The 15,303-nt window shown below is 67.6% G+C and carries 17 protein-coding genes; 15 read left to right on the forward strand and 2 right to left on the reverse strand.

The window, feature by feature from the left end:
• The first annotated feature begins 71 nt into the window (after positions 1-71).
• The 15 genes from ABNX08_RS31195 to ABNX08_RS31265 all read left to right on the forward strand — a co-directional run bounded on the left by ABNX08_RS31195 (position 72) and on the right by ABNX08_RS31265 (position 14,493).
• Positions 72-1,310 (forward strand): flagellin FliC, encoded by a 1,239-nt coding sequence (locus ABNX08_RS31195; protein WP_022539657.1) that lies wholly within the window; start codon positions 72-74, stop codon positions 1,308-1,310.
• Between the two features lie 136 nt (positions 1,311-1,446).
• Positions 1,447-1,827 carry a flagellar protein FlaG gene (locus ABNX08_RS31200; protein ID WP_022539658.1) on the forward strand — a complete coding sequence of 127 codons (381 nt, stop codon included), beginning with the start codon at positions 1,447-1,449 and terminating at the stop codon, positions 1,825-1,827.
• A 68-nt stretch (positions 1,828-1,895) separates the two neighbouring features.
• The gene (gene fliD, locus ABNX08_RS31205) at positions 1,896-3,302 is read left to right on the forward strand and encodes a flagellar filament capping protein FliD (protein WP_022539659.1); all 1,407 of its coding nucleotides are present in this window, start codon (positions 1,896-1,898) and stop codon (positions 3,300-3,302) included.
• A 39-nt stretch (positions 3,303-3,341) separates the two neighbouring features.
• On the forward strand, positions 3,342-3,767 hold the full coding sequence (gene fliS / locus ABNX08_RS31210; protein WP_022539660.1) for a flagellar export chaperone FliS: 426 nt from the start codon (positions 3,342-3,344) through the stop codon (positions 3,765-3,767).
• 1 nt (position 3,768) lies between these two features.
• Positions 3,769-4,110 (forward strand): flagellar protein FliT, encoded by a 342-nt coding sequence (locus ABNX08_RS31215; protein ID WP_022539661.1) that lies wholly within the window; start codon positions 3,769-3,771, stop codon positions 4,108-4,110.
• Positions 4,111-4,202: 92 nt separating this feature from the next.
• On the forward strand, positions 4,203-5,516 hold the full coding sequence (locus tag ABNX08_RS31220) for a flagellar hook-length control protein FliK (RefSeq protein WP_022539662.1): 1,314 nt from the start codon (positions 4,203-4,205) through the stop codon (positions 5,514-5,516).
• Positions 5,513-5,800 carry an EscU/YscU/HrcU family type III secretion system export apparatus switch protein gene (locus tag ABNX08_RS31225; RefSeq protein WP_022539663.1) on the forward strand — a complete coding sequence of 96 codons (288 nt, stop codon included), beginning with the start codon at positions 5,513-5,515 and terminating at the stop codon, positions 5,798-5,800. Before ABNX08_RS31220 ends, ABNX08_RS31225 begins: the two co-directional genes overlap by 4 nt.
• Before the next feature lie 185 nt (positions 5,801-5,985).
• Positions 5,986-8,238 carry a tetratricopeptide repeat protein gene (locus tag ABNX08_RS31230; protein ID WP_022539664.1) on the forward strand — a complete coding sequence of 751 codons (2,253 nt, stop codon included), beginning with the start codon at positions 5,986-5,988 and terminating at the stop codon, positions 8,236-8,238.
• Positions 8,235-9,005 (forward strand): glucose-1-phosphate cytidylyltransferase, encoded by a 771-nt coding sequence (gene rfbF, locus ABNX08_RS31235; protein ID WP_022539665.1) that lies wholly within the window; start codon positions 8,235-8,237, stop codon positions 9,003-9,005. Before ABNX08_RS31230 ends, rfbF begins: the two co-directional genes overlap by 4 nt.
• Entirely contained in the window at positions 8,999-10,084 is a 1,086-nt protein-coding gene (gene rfbG, locus ABNX08_RS31240; RefSeq protein ID WP_051370038.1) for a CDP-glucose 4,6-dehydratase, read from the forward strand. The genes rfbF and rfbG overlap by 7 nt, the downstream gene beginning before the upstream one ends.
• A gap of 23 nt (positions 10,085-10,107) precedes the next feature.
• Positions 10,108-11,358 carry a class I SAM-dependent methyltransferase gene (locus tag ABNX08_RS31245; protein WP_022539667.1) on the forward strand — a complete coding sequence of 417 codons (1,251 nt, stop codon included), beginning with the start codon at positions 10,108-10,110 and terminating at the stop codon, positions 11,356-11,358.
• Positions 11,355-11,909: a dTDP-4-dehydrorhamnose 3,5-epimerase gene (rfbC, locus tag ABNX08_RS31250; protein WP_022539668.1), complete on the forward strand. Its 555-nt coding sequence runs from the start codon at positions 11,355-11,357 to the stop codon at positions 11,907-11,909. Before ABNX08_RS31245 ends, rfbC begins: the two co-directional genes overlap by 4 nt.
• Before the next feature lie 35 nt (positions 11,910-11,944).
• On the forward strand, positions 11,945-13,027 hold the full coding sequence (locus tag ABNX08_RS31255; RefSeq protein WP_022539669.1) for an FkbM family methyltransferase: 1,083 nt from the start codon (positions 11,945-11,947) through the stop codon (positions 13,025-13,027).
• A 12-nt stretch (positions 13,028-13,039) separates the two neighbouring features.
• Positions 13,040-13,849 carry an NAD(P)-dependent oxidoreductase gene (locus tag ABNX08_RS31260; RefSeq protein ID WP_022539670.1) on the forward strand — a complete coding sequence of 270 codons (810 nt, stop codon included), beginning with the start codon at positions 13,040-13,042 and terminating at the stop codon, positions 13,847-13,849.
• Positions 13,840-14,493 (forward strand): hypothetical protein, encoded by a 654-nt coding sequence (locus ABNX08_RS31265; RefSeq protein ID WP_022539671.1) that lies wholly within the window; start codon positions 13,840-13,842, stop codon positions 14,491-14,493. The genes ABNX08_RS31260 and ABNX08_RS31265 overlap by 10 nt, the downstream gene beginning before the upstream one ends.
• Positions 14,494-14,577: 84 nt before the next feature.
• On the opposite strand, the gene fliE is transcribed toward ABNX08_RS31265, so the two are convergent.
• Positions 14,578-14,904 carry a flagellar hook-basal body complex protein FliE gene (gene fliE / locus ABNX08_RS31270; protein WP_022539672.1) on the reverse strand — a complete coding sequence of 109 codons (327 nt, stop codon included), beginning with the start codon at positions 14,902-14,904 and terminating at the stop codon, positions 14,578-14,580.
• A 207-nt stretch (positions 14,905-15,111) separates the two neighbouring features.
• Positions 15,112-15,264 (reverse strand): hypothetical protein, encoded by a 153-nt coding sequence (locus ABNX08_RS31275; protein WP_349607271.1) that lies wholly within the window; start codon positions 15,262-15,264, stop codon positions 15,112-15,114.
• Positions 15,265-15,303: the final 39 nt, after the last annotated feature.

The following is a 15,303-nucleotide window of genomic DNA, read 5'->3' on the forward strand; positions in this document are numbered from 1 at the left end:
CCTGCAAAGCAGGCAGCCAACGTTACGGCACTAGCCGGAATGCCCAAAACTTTGCATATAGGAGTCGTACCATGGCGCAAGTCATTAACACCAACTCGTTGTCTCTGATGACTCAGAACAACCTGAATGCTTCGCAATCGTCGCTGAACACGGCAATCCAGCGCCTGTCGTCGGGCCTGCGCATCAACAGCGCCAAGGACGACGCCGCCGGCCAGGCCATTGCGAACCGCTTCACCGCCAACATCCGCGGCCTGACGCAAGCCCAGCGCAACGCCAACGACGGTATCTCGCTGGCTCAGACGACCGAAGGCGCGCTGACCGAAGTCAACAACAACCTGCAACGTATCCGTGAACTGAGCGTGCAGGCTGCCAACGGTTCGAACTCGGCTTCGGACCTGAAGTCGATCCAGGACGAAATCAAGCAACGCCTGTCGGAAATCGACCGTACCTCGGCCCAGACCGACTTCAACGGCGTTAAGGTGCTGTCGTCCGCCGCCAAGCCGCTGACCGTCCAGGTTGGCGCCAACGATTCGGAAACGATCACCATCGACCTGGAAGAAATCAGCTCCTCGACGCTGAACCTGACCAGCTTTAACGTCAATGGCCCGAAGGCCAAGGGTGCCAACACCTTCAACGGCGCCGCCGTAGCGACCACGGCTGCGCACGCGGCTGCCGGCGACTTCCAGAAGGTGTTCGGTTCGAGCACCGCGCTGACCACTTCATCCGTTTCCGAAGCTACAGGCGGCACCCTGGCCACCAAGCTGGGTATCGCCGGCGGCAGCGTGAACTTTACGAACAGGGCCATCGTTGATGGCAATGACAACTGGTTCGCGGAAGTCCGAATCAGCGCCGGTAGCGCTGCTGAATCCACGGCTCTCAAGGCCAGCGGCTTCGACATTGCCACCGGCACGGAGCAGGTTTTCTACATCGGCATCGACGCTGCCAACCCGACGTCGACCGGGGCATCGGGCACGACCGCCAATTACAGCATCGACACCTCGAAGCTCGACGTGTCGTCCCTGCAGCGCGGTGCGACCAGCAACCCGCTGGCCTCGATCGACGCCGCCCTGCAAAAGGTGGACGACCTGCGCAGCTCGCTGGGTGCCGTGCAGAACCGCTTTGACTCCGTGATCGCCAACCTGGGCACCACCGTGACCAACCTGTCGGCTTCGCGTTCGCGCATCCAGGACGCTGACTACGCAACGGAAGTGTCGAACATGACCCGCGCGCAGATCCTGCAACAGGCTGGTACCTCGGTGCTGGCGCAAGCCAACCAGACCACGCAGAGCGTGCTGTCGCTGCTGCGTTAATCGCAACGGCAACGGGCATGAAAGGCTGGGCCGCAAGGCCCGGCCTTTTTGCCCGCGGAGCGTTTCGCAGGCAGACCGCTGCCTGCAAAGCGTTTCAAACCGAATGTGAACCACGCCAACCCGGACGGAGCAGACCATGGCGCCTTCCCCGACAGTGAACCCGAGCGCAATGCGCCTGCCATCCGATGTGCTGGCGGGCGCGGTCGCTTCCGTGGCCCCGGTGCGTAGCGCCGGCCAGGCCGTTCGCCGGGATGACGCCGCCGCTCCGGCTACGCTAGCCGCGGACGCCGCCGACACCGTGGAGGCGGGCGCCGCCATCGGCGAACTGGTCGATGCGCTCAAGACTACGTCGATCGCCCTGCGCTTCGAGATCGACGACACTACGCACCGCGTCATCACCAAGGTGATCGACAGGGAAACCGGCGAACTGATCCGGCAGATGCCCACCGAAGAGGTGCTGCGCGTCGCCCGCGCCATCGACAAGCTGCAGGGGCTGTTCGTCAGCCAGGCGGCCTGAGCCACCCTGGGCCGCAAGCCGGCGCAGCGCACCCGAACAACAGTTGAAGAAGAAGAGGCACGACAAGCATGGCAACGATCTCCTCCCTCGGCATCGGTTCCAACCTGGACCTGAACACGCTGCTGCAGAACCTGCAGACGGCTGAGCAGGCGCCGCTCACCGCGATCACCAACCAGGCCAAGAGCTACCAGACCAAGCTGTCGGCCTACAGCCAGGTGCAGAGCGTGCTGTCCGCCTACCAGGCTGCGGCCAAGAAGCTGTCCGACGCCGCCACCTTCGGCGCGGTCAAGGCCGCCGTGGGCTCGGCCGACGTGATGTCCGTGACGACTGCCGCCAACGCGGTGCCCGGTAACTACAGTATCACCGTCAACACGCTCGCCACTGCGCAGTCACTGGTCAGCGGCAACGTTGCCGACCAGAAGGCCGCGATCGGCGGCGGCGAGATCGTGTTCGATTTCGGCGAGGCCCTTGCCACCGGCGGCGCGGCAACCAGCACCAAGAAGGTCACGATCCCGGCCGGGTCCTCGCTCGAAGGCATGCGCGACGCCATCAACAAGGCCGGCATCGGCGTGACCGCCAGCATCGTCAACGACGGCAGCGCCAGCCCCTACCGCCTGGTGCTGACCTCCGACAAGACCGGCACGCAGGCCACCATGCGCGTGTCGTCGACCGATGCGGCACTGAACAACGTGATCGCCTTCGACCCGGCCGCAGCGGCCGGCGTCAACAAGATGGAGCAGAAGGTGCCGCCGGCCAACGCGACGCTGAAGATCAACGGCATCGACGTGGTCAGCCAGAGCAACACGGTAGTGGACGCGGCCCAGGGCGTGACCATGAACCTGGCCAAGACCGGCACCACGTCGCTGGTGGTCACGCGCGACAACGAGGCGATCAAGGCCGCCATCCAGGGCTTTGTCACCGCGTACAACAATATCCAGAGCACGGCCAAGTCGCTGACCGCCTTCGATACCGACGCAGGCACCTCCGCGGCGCTGACCGGCGACACCACGCTGCGTGCGATCCAGTCGCGCCTGCGCTCGATGCTGGGCGGCGCCATGGACGACGGCAATGGCGGCAAGGTCACCCTGATCGACATCGGTGTCACGTTCGAAAAGGACGGCACCATGAAGCTGGACGACACCAAGCTGACCAAGGCGCTGAATACCAACCTGGGCGGCGTCACGAACATGTTCTCCAGCACCGCGAATGCCGGCGGCCTGGGCAAGCAGGCGAGCGACTATATCGATGGCCTGAGCAAGACCGACGGCGCGCTCAAGGCGGCCCAGGACGGCATCACCAAGACGCTGAAGGGCCTGGAGGACAACTATAACCGCGTGGAGGATCGCGTCAACGCCACCGTGGAACGCTACAAGGCCCAGTTCACACAGCTGGACTTGCTGGTCGCGCAGATGAACCGCACCAGCAGCTACCTGACGCAGCAGTTCTCCGCGCTGAACAACACCACGACGAAGTAAGCGCCCAGCGCAAACACCGCAAGCCAGAGGAAGCCAGCCATGTTCGCCCGCCAAGCCGCAAACGCCTACGCCCAGGTGGGCGTCCAGACCGGTGCCATGAGCGCCAGCCCGCACAAGCTGATCGCCATGCTGTACGACGGCGCCCGCGCTGCCATCGCGCGGGCGAAGTTCCACCTGGAGGGCGGCGACGTGCCGGCGCGCGGCAACGCCATCTCGAAGGCGATCGACATCATCGACAACGGGCTGCGCGCGGTGCTGGACCACGAGGCCGGCGGCGAGATCTCTGCCAATCTCGAATCCCTCTATGAATACATGGTGCGCCGGCTGATGCTGGCCAACCTGCGCAGCGACGCGGCCCTGCTGGCCGAGGTCGATGCCCTGCTCGAAAGCCTGGCCTCGGCCTGGGCGCAGATCGATGACACGGCCCAGGGCTCCGACCGGCAGCCCGCCTTACAGGACAACTGAAATGGCTTCCCTCCCTGAGTTTTCCCCGATCGTCACCTGCTACGAGGAAATCCTCGCGCTGTCTGCACGCATGCTGGAGGCTGCCCAGGCCGCCGACTGGGACCAGGTCACGGAACTCCAGCGCTGCTACCTGGCGCGGGTGGACCGCCTGCGCCAGCTGGACCACGACGCGCCGTTCTCCGACTCGGAGCGCATGCGCCGGTACCAGCTGCTGGACCGCATCCTGACCTACGATGCCCGCATCCGCGACCTGGCCGTACCGCAGCTGAAGAAGCTTGGCGACATGCTGACCAGCTCGCGCCGCCAGTTCGAATTGTCCGCCGCTTACGGCGCTACAGCCTGACGATCGCCTGACGACAACGTCAGGCCGACCGCGGCGGGCCACCGGGTCCGTCGCGCGCGTCTTCCACCCCGCCTGCATTTCCTCCGACCCGTATGACCGGCATCCATCTGCCTCCAGGCCTGGCACCCGGTCAGGCCCCGGACCCGCAACAGCTGCGCACGGCGCTGGTGATCGACAAACTCGCCGCGCTCCAGCCCGTGCCCGAGGCCACGGAGTCGAATGTCCAGAACTCCACCGGCCAGGCGATCCGCCACAGCCAGCAGGCCGCCGGGCCGAACGGCGTACCGGGCCAGGCCGGGCTGCTGCCGGGCACCTCGACGCGGGAATCGCTGAGCGCGGCCGCGCGCGCCATCCTGGCGGTGATGGACGGCATCGAGGCCCAGCCGGTCCGCCCTGCGGCGCCATTGCTGGGCAGCGCGCCCACGCCGGCCTCCGCGCAAGCGGCGGCCGCGGCGCTGGCCAATGCGGTGGGCCAGAGCGGGCTCTTCTATGAATCGCACCTGGCGGAGTGGGTCGCCGGCGCGCGCGCATTGCCCGGCATCCGGCAGGAGCCGCAGGCAAGCGTGCCACGGCCAGCCGCATCGGCTGCGGTGGCCCAGCCACAAGCGCCGGCCGGCAACGCGCCGCCCTCCGCGCTGCTGACCTACAACGGCACCGCGCCCGGCGCCGAACCGCCCAGGCCTTCGGCACCGCCCCTGATCCCTGCCTCGCAGGTGCTGGCCGAAGCGCTGGCGTCGCCGCGCGATCCGCGCGTGGCGCACAGCCATGCGCCCGCCGAACAGGGCGTGCGCCAGGGCGCCGGCTCCACCGCGCCATACAGTCGCGAGGCCGCGGCCGACGCCGCGCCGCCGCGCCCGTCCGTGGCATCGATGGCAACGCGGGCCTACCAGGCCACCGCCGATGCCGCGCGTGCCCCGGTGCCCGACGCGCTCGCGGCGCATGCGTCGCGCGCCGCCGATCCGGGCGATGCCGCTGCCGCCGATGCCGCCAGGCAGTCCGCGCCTGCCGGCCCCGCCATCCATCCCGCCACCGAGGGCGTGGTGCGCCAGCAGCTGGAACTGCTGGCCACGCAGCAGTTCCGCTTTGCCGGCGAGGCCTGGCCCGGCGTGCCGATGGCATGGGAGGTTCGCCGCGCCGACTCCGACGCCGGCGGCGCCGCGCCGGACGATGCCAGCCGGCCGTGGTCGAGCCGCCTGCGGCTGCAACTGCCCAACCTGGGCACGGTCGAGGTGCTGCTGACGCTCGGCCCGTCCGGCCTCGAAGCGCGCGTGGCCACCGCCGAAACCGATATTGCCGCGCGCTTTATCGCCGCACGTCCGCTGCTGCGCAGCCGGCTGGAAGCGCAAGGCATCCCGTTGCAGCGCCTGAACGTGCAGACGCAGGACGACGCCGGAGCCAACCCATGAGTGAATCCAGCCAGGACCGCGGCGCGGCCATCGCGCTTACCTACCGGCACAGCGACAAGGCGCCGCGCGTCGTCGCCAAGGGCTATGGCGTGACCGCCGAGGCCATCATCGCCCGCGCCAGAGAGGCGGGCGTCTATATCCATGATTCACCCACGCTGGTCAACCTGCTGATGCAGGTCGACCTGGACAGCAATGTCCCGCCGCAGCTCTATGTGGCGGTGGCCGAGCTGCTGGCGTGGCTGTACGAACTGGAAAGCGTCACGGCCGACGCGCCGGCGCCATAAGTCGCGCGGCCGCACGCGGCGGATGCTGCCCGCCGCCCGCCGCACCCTCCTTCCAGCCCCGAGAAATAGGCGCGATTTGGGCCTGTTTTTCCGCCGGTGATGCGAGGAACCGTTTGTTACATTCCCCTAGCCTTGCCCCGTCATGCGCGGCAATGGCCCATACCTCGTCACCGGAGACCGCCGCAATGCCTCGCCATATCCCCGCCGCCGCCCCGCCGCAACGCCTGCTCGACAAGGCGCGCGCAGAATTCCAGGCCGGCGATTTTGCGGGGGCGATGCGCACCCTTGCGCAGGCGGAGAGCACGGGCATACGCTCCGGCGACCTGCATTTCATCAAGGCGGCGTCGCTGCTGAACCTGGGCCGCATCGAAGAAGCCCAGCCCGCGGCGGAGCTGGCCGCGCAGCTATACCCGCGGCATGCCCGCGTGCTGGCCCTGCTGGGCCTGATCGAAGTCCAGCGCGCCCAGTACAAGCGCGCCGCCAAGGTGTTGAAAATGAGCCTGGATATCGATCCCAAGGGCGACGGCGTGTGGCAGGAGTACGCGTCGGTGCTGTACCGGCTGGCCGACTACGAAGGCTCGCGCCAGGCCGGCGCCCGCGCGCTGCAACTGACGCCCGAGGATCCCGCCGCGCTGGGCAACTACGCTTCCGCGATGCGTGAGACGGGCGAATCGGTGGAGGCCATCCCCTACTTCCGCAAGGCCTGCGCGATCGCACCGGCTCATCGCCACAACCGCACCAACCTGCTGTTCGCATGTCTGTACGACCATCGCATCGACGCCGCCCGGATCAAGGCGGAAACGCAGGCCTGGGCCGAAGCACTGGCCAGCCAGTCGCCCGCCGCGGGTGCTCCCTGGCAGGCGCGCCCGGGCCGGGTGCGCCTGGGCATCTTCTCCAATGACCTGCGCCTGCATGCCTGCGCCTACTTCCTGATCCCGCTGATTGCCAACCTGGACCGCAGCCGCTTCGAACTGGTGCTGGTGTCGCTGAATCCTTCGCAGGACCGCGTCACCGAGAAGATCCGCCAGTATGCCGACGAGTTCCTCGACGTCTCGCGCCTGGGCGAAGCCGAGGTCGTGGCGCAGGTGCGCAGCGCCGGGCTCGACGCGCTGATCGACCTCGGCGGCTACGCCGGCGCTTCGCCGCTGACCTATATGGTCCACGAACTGGCGCCGGTGCAGCTGACCTGGCTTGGCTATCCAGGCACCACCGGCATGAAGCAGATCGGGTATCGCGTCACCGACAGCATCGGCGACCCCGACGGCTGCGACGACAACTACACCGAAACGCTGCTGCGCGCGCCGGTGTTCTGCGCCTACCATCCGCTGGTCAGCAACCCGCTGGCCATCTACGAGCCGCGCTACCGCGTCAATGAGACGCCGGCACTGGCCAACGGCTACATCACCTTTGGCTCCTGCAACGGCATGGCAAAGCTGACGAAACCCACGCTGGACCTCTGGAGCGCGGTGCTGGCCAACTGCCCCGGCAGCCGCCTGCTGATCGAGGCCAGCGGCCTGGACCAGCCCAGCCTGCGCGAACGCATGGAGCAACGCCTGCGCGCCCACGGCATCGACACCTCACGGGTAGAACTGGTAGCGCGCTCCAGCGCAAACCAGTACCTGACCTATCACCGCATCGACATCGCCCTGGACACCACGCCGGTCACCGGCGGCACTACCACCTGCGACTCGCTGTGGATGGGCGTGCCCGTCGTCTCGCTGGCGGGCGGCATGTTCCACCAGCGCGTGTCGGCGCCATTCCTGCACGCCACCGGCCTGGACGAACTGATCTGCGACACCCCGCAACGCTATGTCGAAGTGGCCTGCGCACTGGCCGACGACGTCGAGCAGCTCAATGCACTGCGCCTGTCGCTGCGCCAGCGCGCCGAACAGAGCGCGATGTGCGATGCCGCCGGCTTCGCGGCGTGGCTGGAAGAACGCCTGGGCGAACTGGTCGCCCCGGCCAAGCCGGTGCCGCCGCGCGAATTGTCGCCGGCGCAGGGCGTGTATTTCGGCGGCACCTGGCACGGCTACAACGATATCGTGCTGTCGGTGGCGGCCCACCTGCATCAGCGTGAATACACGCCGCTGCGCAACCTGCTGGAAAACCTGACCTCGAGCTGGTACCGGCACTGGATGGTCGCCTACGCGCTGGCCATCACCGAATATGAAAGCGGCGACAAGGCCTATGCCATCGAGCTGCTGGTCGAGGGTATCGGCATGCGCCCCTATGCGCTGCCCCTCTATCGCCTGCTGGCACACTGGCTCGATGAGGGCAAACTGGACAAGTCCTCGCTGGCGCAACTGCTGCACGAGCAGTTCGGCCTGATGCTGGAAACGCTGGAAGCGTCGCCGGTGCCATCGGTGTTCGAGATCCTGGGGATCGAAGTGAAAACGCAGGCCGCGGCGGCACCGGAAGCCGCCGAGGTACCAGTATGAAGGCAGTCATCCTCGCCGGCGGCCTCGGCACCCGCATCTCGGAAGAGTCGCACCTGCGCCCCAAGCCCATGATCGAGATCGGCGGCAAGCCGATCCTCTGGCACATCATGAAGATGTACTCGGCGCATGGCGTCAACGAGTTCGTGGTCTGCCTGGGCTACAAGGGCTACGTCATCAAGGAGTACTTCGCCAACTACTTCCTGCACATGTCGGACGTCACCTTCGACATGCGCGAGAACGGCATGACCGTGCACCAGCGCAAGGCAGAGCCGTGGCGCGTGACGCTGGTCGACACCGGCGAGGACTCCCTGACCGGCGGGCGCCTGCGCCGCGTGCGCTCCTACCTGACTCCCGGCGAGCCGTTCTGCTTCACCTATGGCGACGGCGTCTCGGACATCGACATCTCCGCCGAGATCGCGTTCCACCGCGCGCACGGCAAGCGTGCCACCGTAGCCGCGGTACAGCCGCCCGGCCGCTACGGCGCGCTCGAGCGCGACAACGACAAGGTGGTGGGCTTCACCGAGAAGCCGCGCGGCGACGGCGCCTGGATCAACGGCGGCTTCTTCGTGCTGCATCCCGACGTGATCGACCTGGTCGAGGACGACCACACCAGCTGGGAAGAAGCCCCGATGCGCAAGCTCGCGGCCAGCGGGCAGATGGTGGCGTTCGAGCACCGCGGCTTCTGGCAGCCGATGGATACGCTGCGCGAGAAGAACCTGCTGGAAGACCTGTGGCAATCCGGCGCCGCGCCGTGGAAGACATGGTGATCGACCCGCGTTCCGGGCTCCCGGGGAGTTTTGGCTGCTATCGCGGTCTGAGCGTCTTCGTGACCGGCCACACCGGCTTCAAGGGCGCATGGCTCGCGTTGCTGCTGGCGCGCCTGGGGGCAAAGGTCAGCGGTTACGCGCTGGCGCCAGCGACCAACCCCAGCCTGTTCGCGCTGGCCGGCGTGGGCGACACCATGGTCGCGCACACCGTCGGCGATATCCGCGACACCGTGTCGCTGCGCGCCGCGATGCGCGCGGCCCGGCCCGAACTGGTGCTGCACCTGGCGGCGCAGCCGCTGGTGCGGGCCAGCTATCGGGATCCGCTTGCGACCTGGTCCACCAACGTGGTCGGCACCGCCAACGTGCTCGACGCCGTGCGCGATTGCGATACCGTGCGCGCGGCGGTGGTCGTCACCACCGACAAGTGCTACGAGAACAAGGAATGGCCGTGGGGCTACCGCGAGACCGATGCGCTCGGCGGTCATGATCCCTACAGCGCCAGCAAGGCCGCGGCCGAGTTGGTGGCGGCCAGCTACCGCCAGTCCTTCCTTGCCGGGCGCGGCGTGCTTCTGGCCACCGCGCGCGCCGGCAACGTGATCGGCGGCGGCGACTGGTCCGCCGACCGGCTGATCCCCGACGCCGCACGCGCCGCGGTCGCCGGCGCCACCCTGCAGATCCGGCATCCGGACGCCACGCGCCCCTGGCAACACGTGCTGGAGGCGCTCTACGGCTACCTGTTGCTGTCATCGCGGCTGGTGGCGGGCGAGCAGGACTTTGCCACCGCCTTCAATTTCGGGCCAGACAGTGCGGACAATGTCTCGGTGGGCACGGTGCTGTCCGGCCTGCAGCAGCACTGGCCGGAACTGCATTGGATGCCCCAGCCGCAAGTCAATGGCCCGCACGAAGCGGGCCTGCTGCTGCTGGACTGCGCCCGCGCGCGCCAGATGCTGGCGTGGCGCCCGCGCTGGCGCCTGGAACAGGCGCTGGCCGAAACCGCCGACTGGTATCGCCGCGTGCTGCGCGAGCCCGGCCAGGCCCGCGCCATCACCGAACAACAGATCGAGGCGTTCTGCGCCTGACCCGCACCGCAACCTGACGCCGCATGAACCCCGACCTCGCGATCCAACCGGCCTGCCGCGCCTGCGGCGCGCCGCTCGAACAGACTGTGGTGGATCTCGGCCTGTCGCCGATCTCCAATGCCTTTATCCGCCCCGAGCATGCCGCTCAGGGCGAGACCTTCTATCCGCTGCACGCCATGGTCTGCGGCCAGTGCTGGCTGGTGCAGCTGCGCGACGCCACGCCGGCGGCGGCGCACTTCCATGACGACTACGTCTACTTCTCGTCGTATTCGACGTCCTGGCTGGCGCATGCGCGGCGCTATGTCAGCGCGATGCGCGAGCGCTTTGCGCTGGGCCCGCACAGCCGCGTGATGGAGATCGCCAGTAACGACGGCTACCTGCTGCAGTACTTCGTGCAGGCCGGCGTGCCGTGCCTGGGAATCGAGCCAACGGCGAATACCGCAGCAGCGGCGCGCGACAAGGGCGTGCAGACGCGCGAAGTGTTCTTCGGCGCCGACAGCGCGCGCGCACTCGCCGCCGACGGCTGGCAGGTTGACCTGCTGCTGGGCAACAATGTGCTGGCGCATGTGCCGGACATCAACGACTTCGTCGCCGGCATGCCGGTGGTGCTCAAGCCCGAAGGGGTGGTCACGCTGGAATTCCCGCACCTGCTGCGGCTGCTGGACGAGAACCAGTTCGATACGCTGTATCACGAGCACTATTCCTACCTGTCGCTGACCGCGCTGATGCCGGTGCTGGCACACGCCGGCCTGCGCGCTTTCGACATCGAACACCTGAGCACGCACGGCGGCAGCCTGCGCCTGTACGCCTGCCAGATCGGCGCGAGCCACGCAGTCACGGCCGCGGTGCAGGCCTGTCTCGACGAAGAGAAGGCTACCGGGCTGGCTTCGACAGCCCGCTATGCAGCCTTTGCCGAACGCGTGCGCCAGGCCAAGCGCGACCTGCTGGGTTTCCTGATCGATGCCAGGCGCGCCGGCAAGCGCGTTGCCGCGTATGGTGCAGCCGCCAAGGGCAACACCCTGCTGAACTACTGCGGCGCGGGGGCCGACCTGGTCGATTTCGTGGTGGACCGCAACCCGGCCAAGCAGGGCAAGCTGCTGCCGGGCACGCGCATCCCGGTGCTGGCGCCCGAGGCCATTGACGAGCGCCGGCCCGACTACCTGCTGATCCTGCCTTGGAATATCCGCGACGAGATCATGCAGCAGATGGCCGGGATCCGTAGCTGGGGCGGCCGGTTCGTCACCGCCATTCCGCAGACGGTGGTCCATCCATGATCTTCACGCCGACCCGCATCGACGGCGCCTGGCTGGTCGACCCCGAGCCGCTGCACGACGAGCGCGGCTTCTTTGCCCGCACCGTCTGCACCGACGCATTCGCCCGGCACGGCTTGGACGCGTGCTTCGTGCAGCAGAGCGTCTCGCGCAACACGCGCGCGGGGATCCTGCGCGGCATGCATTTCCAGGCCGGCGCCGCCGCCGAGGACAAGCTGGTGCGCGTGACCACCGGCGCCATCCATGACGTGATCGTCGACCTGCGCCGCGATTCGCCGAGCTACCTGCAATGGCAGGCTTTCGAGCTGTCGGCGCAGTCGCAGCGCGCCGTCTATATCCCCAAAGGCGTGGCCCACGGCTTCCAGACGCTGACCGCGCTGTCGGAGGTGTATTACCAGATGACGGTGCCCTTCGATCCGCACAGCAGCCGCGGCCTGCGCTGGAACGACCCCGATATCGGCCTTGCCTGGCCGGACTGCGAGCACCGGCTGATCTCGCCCAAGGATCTCGCGCTGCCGACGCTGGCCGAGTTGGACGAGCAGGCGCAGCGTTGATTCCACCTTCTACCGAACCTATCCGCCGAGACACCATGAGCACCGAAGCATTCCAGAAGTTGTCCGCCGCGCTGCAGGCAGTCGCCAGCAACGCCACCGCCCGCGACAAGGTCATCGCGCTGTGCAAGGCCATCGAGCAGGACTTCGGCGGCTATGCCGGCAGCGTGCGCGATGACATCACCGGCCCGATCGTGGACGCGCTGCACACCGAGGCCACGCGCCTGCGCAAGACGCTGGCCGACGGCACCGTGTTCGAGTTCCTGTACCGCACCAAGATCGCCCGCGACTTCCTGATGAGCACGCCGGAACAGCCGGACCACGTGTGGGAGCCGCAGACCACCAAGCTGCTGCTGGCACTGTCCGCGCAGGGCGGCCACGCGGTAGTGGGCGGCGCCTACTTCGGCGACCAGGTGGTGCTGATGGCGCGCCGGCTGGCGCAGGCCGGCGGCACCTGCCATGCGTTCGAGCCGAATCCCGACCAGCTGAGCATGCTGCGACGCAATGCCGAGCTGAACGCGGTCGGCAATATCCGGAGCTGGCGCCTGGGGCTGTGGTCCGACAGCACCTCGCAGCTGCGGCTGGTGGGCCACGACTCGTTCGCGCATGCCGAACGCGCCGAGGCGGGGGCAGAAGTTGACGAAAACTCGTCCAGCTTCGCCACCATCACCGTCGACGACTACTGCGCGCAGCAAGGCATCGACAAGCTCAGCCTGATCATGCTGGATATCGAAGGCGCCGAGCTCAACGTGTTCCGCGGCGCCACGAGGCAGCTGGCGCGCCCGGCCGGCGAGGCGCCCAACCTGGTATTCGAGGTGCATCGCCACTACGTCGACTGGAGCCAGGGGCTGCAGAATGCCGAAATCGTGCGCGAACTGGCGCGCTACGGTTACCACGTGTATGCGGTGCGCGACTTCAATTCGAATGTCGACATGCAGGGCCGGCCGATCGAGCTGGTGCCGGTCGACAACATCTACCTCGATGGCCCGCCGCATGGTTTCAACATGGTGGCGGTCAAGGACCCCGCCATCCTGCGCTCGGCGGATTTCGCGCTGTGCCCCGGCGTCAGCCCGAAGCTGCTGTGGCACCGCGACCCGGCGCTGCACCACCCGATCCACTGAGCGCCGCACGTCATGCATTGCACTGTCATCGGCGGCGCCGGCTTTGTCGGCCGGCGCCTGGTCGACACACTGCGCCGTGCCGGGCGCAACGTCTATGTCCCACAGCGGGGCGATCCCGAGCTGCTGGCACGCGACCTGGGCAAGGTCTACTACTGCGCCGGGCTGACCGCTGACTACGCGGCGCGCCCGTTCGACACGGTGCAGGCGCATGTCGGCCTGCTGGCAGACGTGCTGCGTGCCGGCCACTTCGCGCACCTGGTCTACCTGTCGTCGACGCGGCTCTATGACAGCGGCGCGCTAGCGGCCGGCGACGAGGCCGAGCCGCTGACGCTCGACCCGATCAACCCCCGTGCGCTCTATGACCTGTCCAAGGCGCTCGGCGAAAACCTGTGCCTGACGCAGGCGCCGGGCCGTGCCGCCGTGGCGCGACTGTCGTGCGTGTTCGACTGGGACGACGACGCGCCCGGCTTCCTGTCCGAGTGGCTGCAGCGCGCCGCGCGCGAACGGGTGTTCCGCCTGGAGACTGATGCCGGGTTCGTGCGCGACTACATCCATCTCAATGACGTGGTGGCGGCGCTGGTCGCACTGTGCGAGACACCCGCCACCGGCATCTTCAACGTGGCCAGCGGCGCCAACGTGTCCAACGCCGAGCTGGCCGCCGTGTTTGCGCGGCACGGTTGGTCGGTCGAGCTGGCGCGCGCGTCCGCACCGCAATCCGCGGCGCAGTGCAGCGTAAAACGGCTGCATGCGCTCAACGTCGTCCCGCGCGACGTACGCGACGTGGTGGACGCACGGCTTGAGGAGATTCAACGATGGAACTGATCGGGCAGACCCGCGCCAGCCTGGCGGCCTATACCTGCAACCAGATCGGCTCGCTGGTGCCGGACGGACAGGCCGGCGCCCTGCTGCCGGTCATCACGCGCAACCTGGACGAGGCGCTGGAACGCACCGGCCGCTGCATCGACGCAGTGAAGATGTGGAAGCCAGGCACCTTCAACTACCTGCATTCCAGCCAGCACTGCCAGTACCTCTATTACCTGGCCAACACGATCTGGCGCAACGAGCGCGACGCACAGGCCTGCACGCGGCTGTTCCTGCTGAACAAGGCGCTCAACGGCATCGACCTGTTTTATGAGATCGAGATGCCGGAAGTGTTCTTTATCGGCCATTCGGTCGGCATAGTGCTGGCCAAGGCCACCTACGGCAACTACCTGGTGCTCTACCAGAACTCCACCGTCGGCAAGAACCACGGCGTGGCGCCGGTGATCGGCAAAGGCGTGGTGATGTATCCCAACTCCGCCATCATCGGGCGCAGCCATGTGGGCGCGGGATCGGTGCTTGCCCAGGGCGTCGGCGTGATCAACCGGGATACGCCGGGCAACTGCCTGGTGTTTGGTGGACAGGGCGGCGAGCTGGTCTGCAAGCCCGCCGCGGAACCGGCGATCGCGGAGTACTTCCGCCTCTGACGCCCGCCTGGGAACCGCCGCGAAGCAAACGACCCCTGCCCGCTCGCGCGGTGCAGGGGTCGCTGGCATGGTTCCCGGGCCGGCTTACACCCCCATATTCATCATTTCCTGATACGCCGCCACCAACCGATTCCTCACCTGCACCCCCGTCTGAAACGAGATATTCGCCTTCTGCAGGTCGATCATCACATCATTCAGCGCCACGCCGGGCTTGCCCAGCTCGAACGCCTCGGCCTGGCCGTAAGCGCGTTCCTGGGCGGCGTTGATGCGGCCCAGCGAGCGCTGCAGCTCTCCGGCAAACCCGCCGCCGGCGACAGGCGCAGCCGACTGGCTGGCGTTGTTGTCCGAGGCAACCTGGGGCAGGCCGCGCAGTTGCTGCAGCATGGCCTCGATGGAAGTGATAGTGGTCATTGGCGTCGTCATGTGCCGGCCGCCGGCGCGGGGCGCCGGGCCCGGACTGGCTCGGTTCAGTCAATGGCGCGGCCCTTTGATCACATGCCTGCAGGAAAGGCAGGCGGTCCGCGCCGAGTTTCAGCCCGAGCAGAGTACCCGCCGCCCCTTTCGCGCCATGGACCGAATTCGGACAGAAAACCCGGTCTGTTCGCCCGATTGTCGGCCTCAAGTCTGGCCGATCATTGCCACCGTGCCGGAGAAGCGCGGGCTGTCGCCTTGCGCCGGGTTCCGGGACATCGCCAGACAACCATCCATTCGGGAGTACGCGTGTTTTATCTGCAGCGTAATGTGAGCCGTGCCGACGACCATGGCGGTCATCTTCGCCCCCGCCGTGGCGACCATCGCGGCACAGGAGCA

The sequence above is a fragment of the Cupriavidus sp. DF5525 genome, from assembly GCF_040149425.2.
Taxonomy (GTDB): domain Bacteria; phylum Pseudomonadota; class Gammaproteobacteria; order Burkholderiales; family Burkholderiaceae; genus Cupriavidus; species Cupriavidus pickettii_A.

Bases quoted from the DNA above. Each gene is read 5' to 3' on its own strand.
- ABNX08_RS31195 (WP_022539657.1), top strand. From the start codon at position 72: ATGGCGCAAGTCATTAACACCAACTCGTTGTCTCTGATGACTCAGAAC.
- ABNX08_RS31200 (WP_022539658.1), top strand. From the start codon at position 1,447: ATGGCGCCTTCCCCGACAGTGAACCCGAGCGCAATGCGCCTGCCATCC.
- fliD (WP_022539659.1), top strand. From the start codon at position 1,896: ATGGCAACGATCTCCTCCCTCGGCATCGGTTCCAACCTGGACCTGAAC.
- fliS (WP_022539660.1), top strand. From the start codon at position 3,342: ATGTTCGCCCGCCAAGCCGCAAACGCCTACGCCCAGGTGGGCGTCCAG.
- ABNX08_RS31215 (WP_022539661.1), top strand. From the start codon at position 3,769: ATGGCTTCCCTCCCTGAGTTTTCCCCGATCGTCACCTGCTACGAGGAA.
- ABNX08_RS31220 (WP_022539662.1), top strand. From the start codon at position 4,203: ATGACCGGCATCCATCTGCCTCCAGGCCTGGCACCCGGTCAGGCCCCG.
- ABNX08_RS31225 (WP_022539663.1), top strand. From the start codon at position 5,513: ATGAGTGAATCCAGCCAGGACCGCGGCGCGGCCATCGCGCTTACCTAC.
- ABNX08_RS31230 (WP_022539664.1), top strand. From the start codon at position 5,986: ATGCCTCGCCATATCCCCGCCGCCGCCCCGCCGCAACGCCTGCTCGAC.
- rfbF (WP_022539665.1), top strand. From the start codon at position 8,235: ATGAAGGCAGTCATCCTCGCCGGCGGCCTCGGCACCCGCATCTCGGAA.
- rfbG (WP_051370038.1), top strand. From the start codon at position 8,999: ATGGTGATCGACCCGCGTTCCGGGCTCCCGGGGAGTTTTGGCTGCTAT.
- ABNX08_RS31245 (WP_022539667.1), top strand. From the start codon at position 10,108: ATGAACCCCGACCTCGCGATCCAACCGGCCTGCCGCGCCTGCGGCGCG.
- rfbC (WP_022539668.1), top strand. From the start codon at position 11,355: ATGATCTTCACGCCGACCCGCATCGACGGCGCCTGGCTGGTCGACCCC.
- ABNX08_RS31255 (WP_022539669.1), top strand. From the start codon at position 11,945: ATGAGCACCGAAGCATTCCAGAAGTTGTCCGCCGCGCTGCAGGCAGTC.
- ABNX08_RS31260 (WP_022539670.1), top strand. From the start codon at position 13,040: ATGCATTGCACTGTCATCGGCGGCGCCGGCTTTGTCGGCCGGCGCCTG.
- ABNX08_RS31265 (WP_022539671.1), top strand. From the start codon at position 13,840: ATGGAACTGATCGGGCAGACCCGCGCCAGCCTGGCGGCCTATACCTGC.
- fliE (WP_022539672.1), bottom strand. From the start codon at position 14,904: ATGACCACTATCACTTCCATCGAGGCCATGCTGCAGCAACTGCGCGGC.
- ABNX08_RS31275 (WP_349607271.1), bottom strand. From the start codon at position 15,264: ATGACCGCCATGGTCGTCGGCACGGCTCACATTACGCTGCAGATAAAA.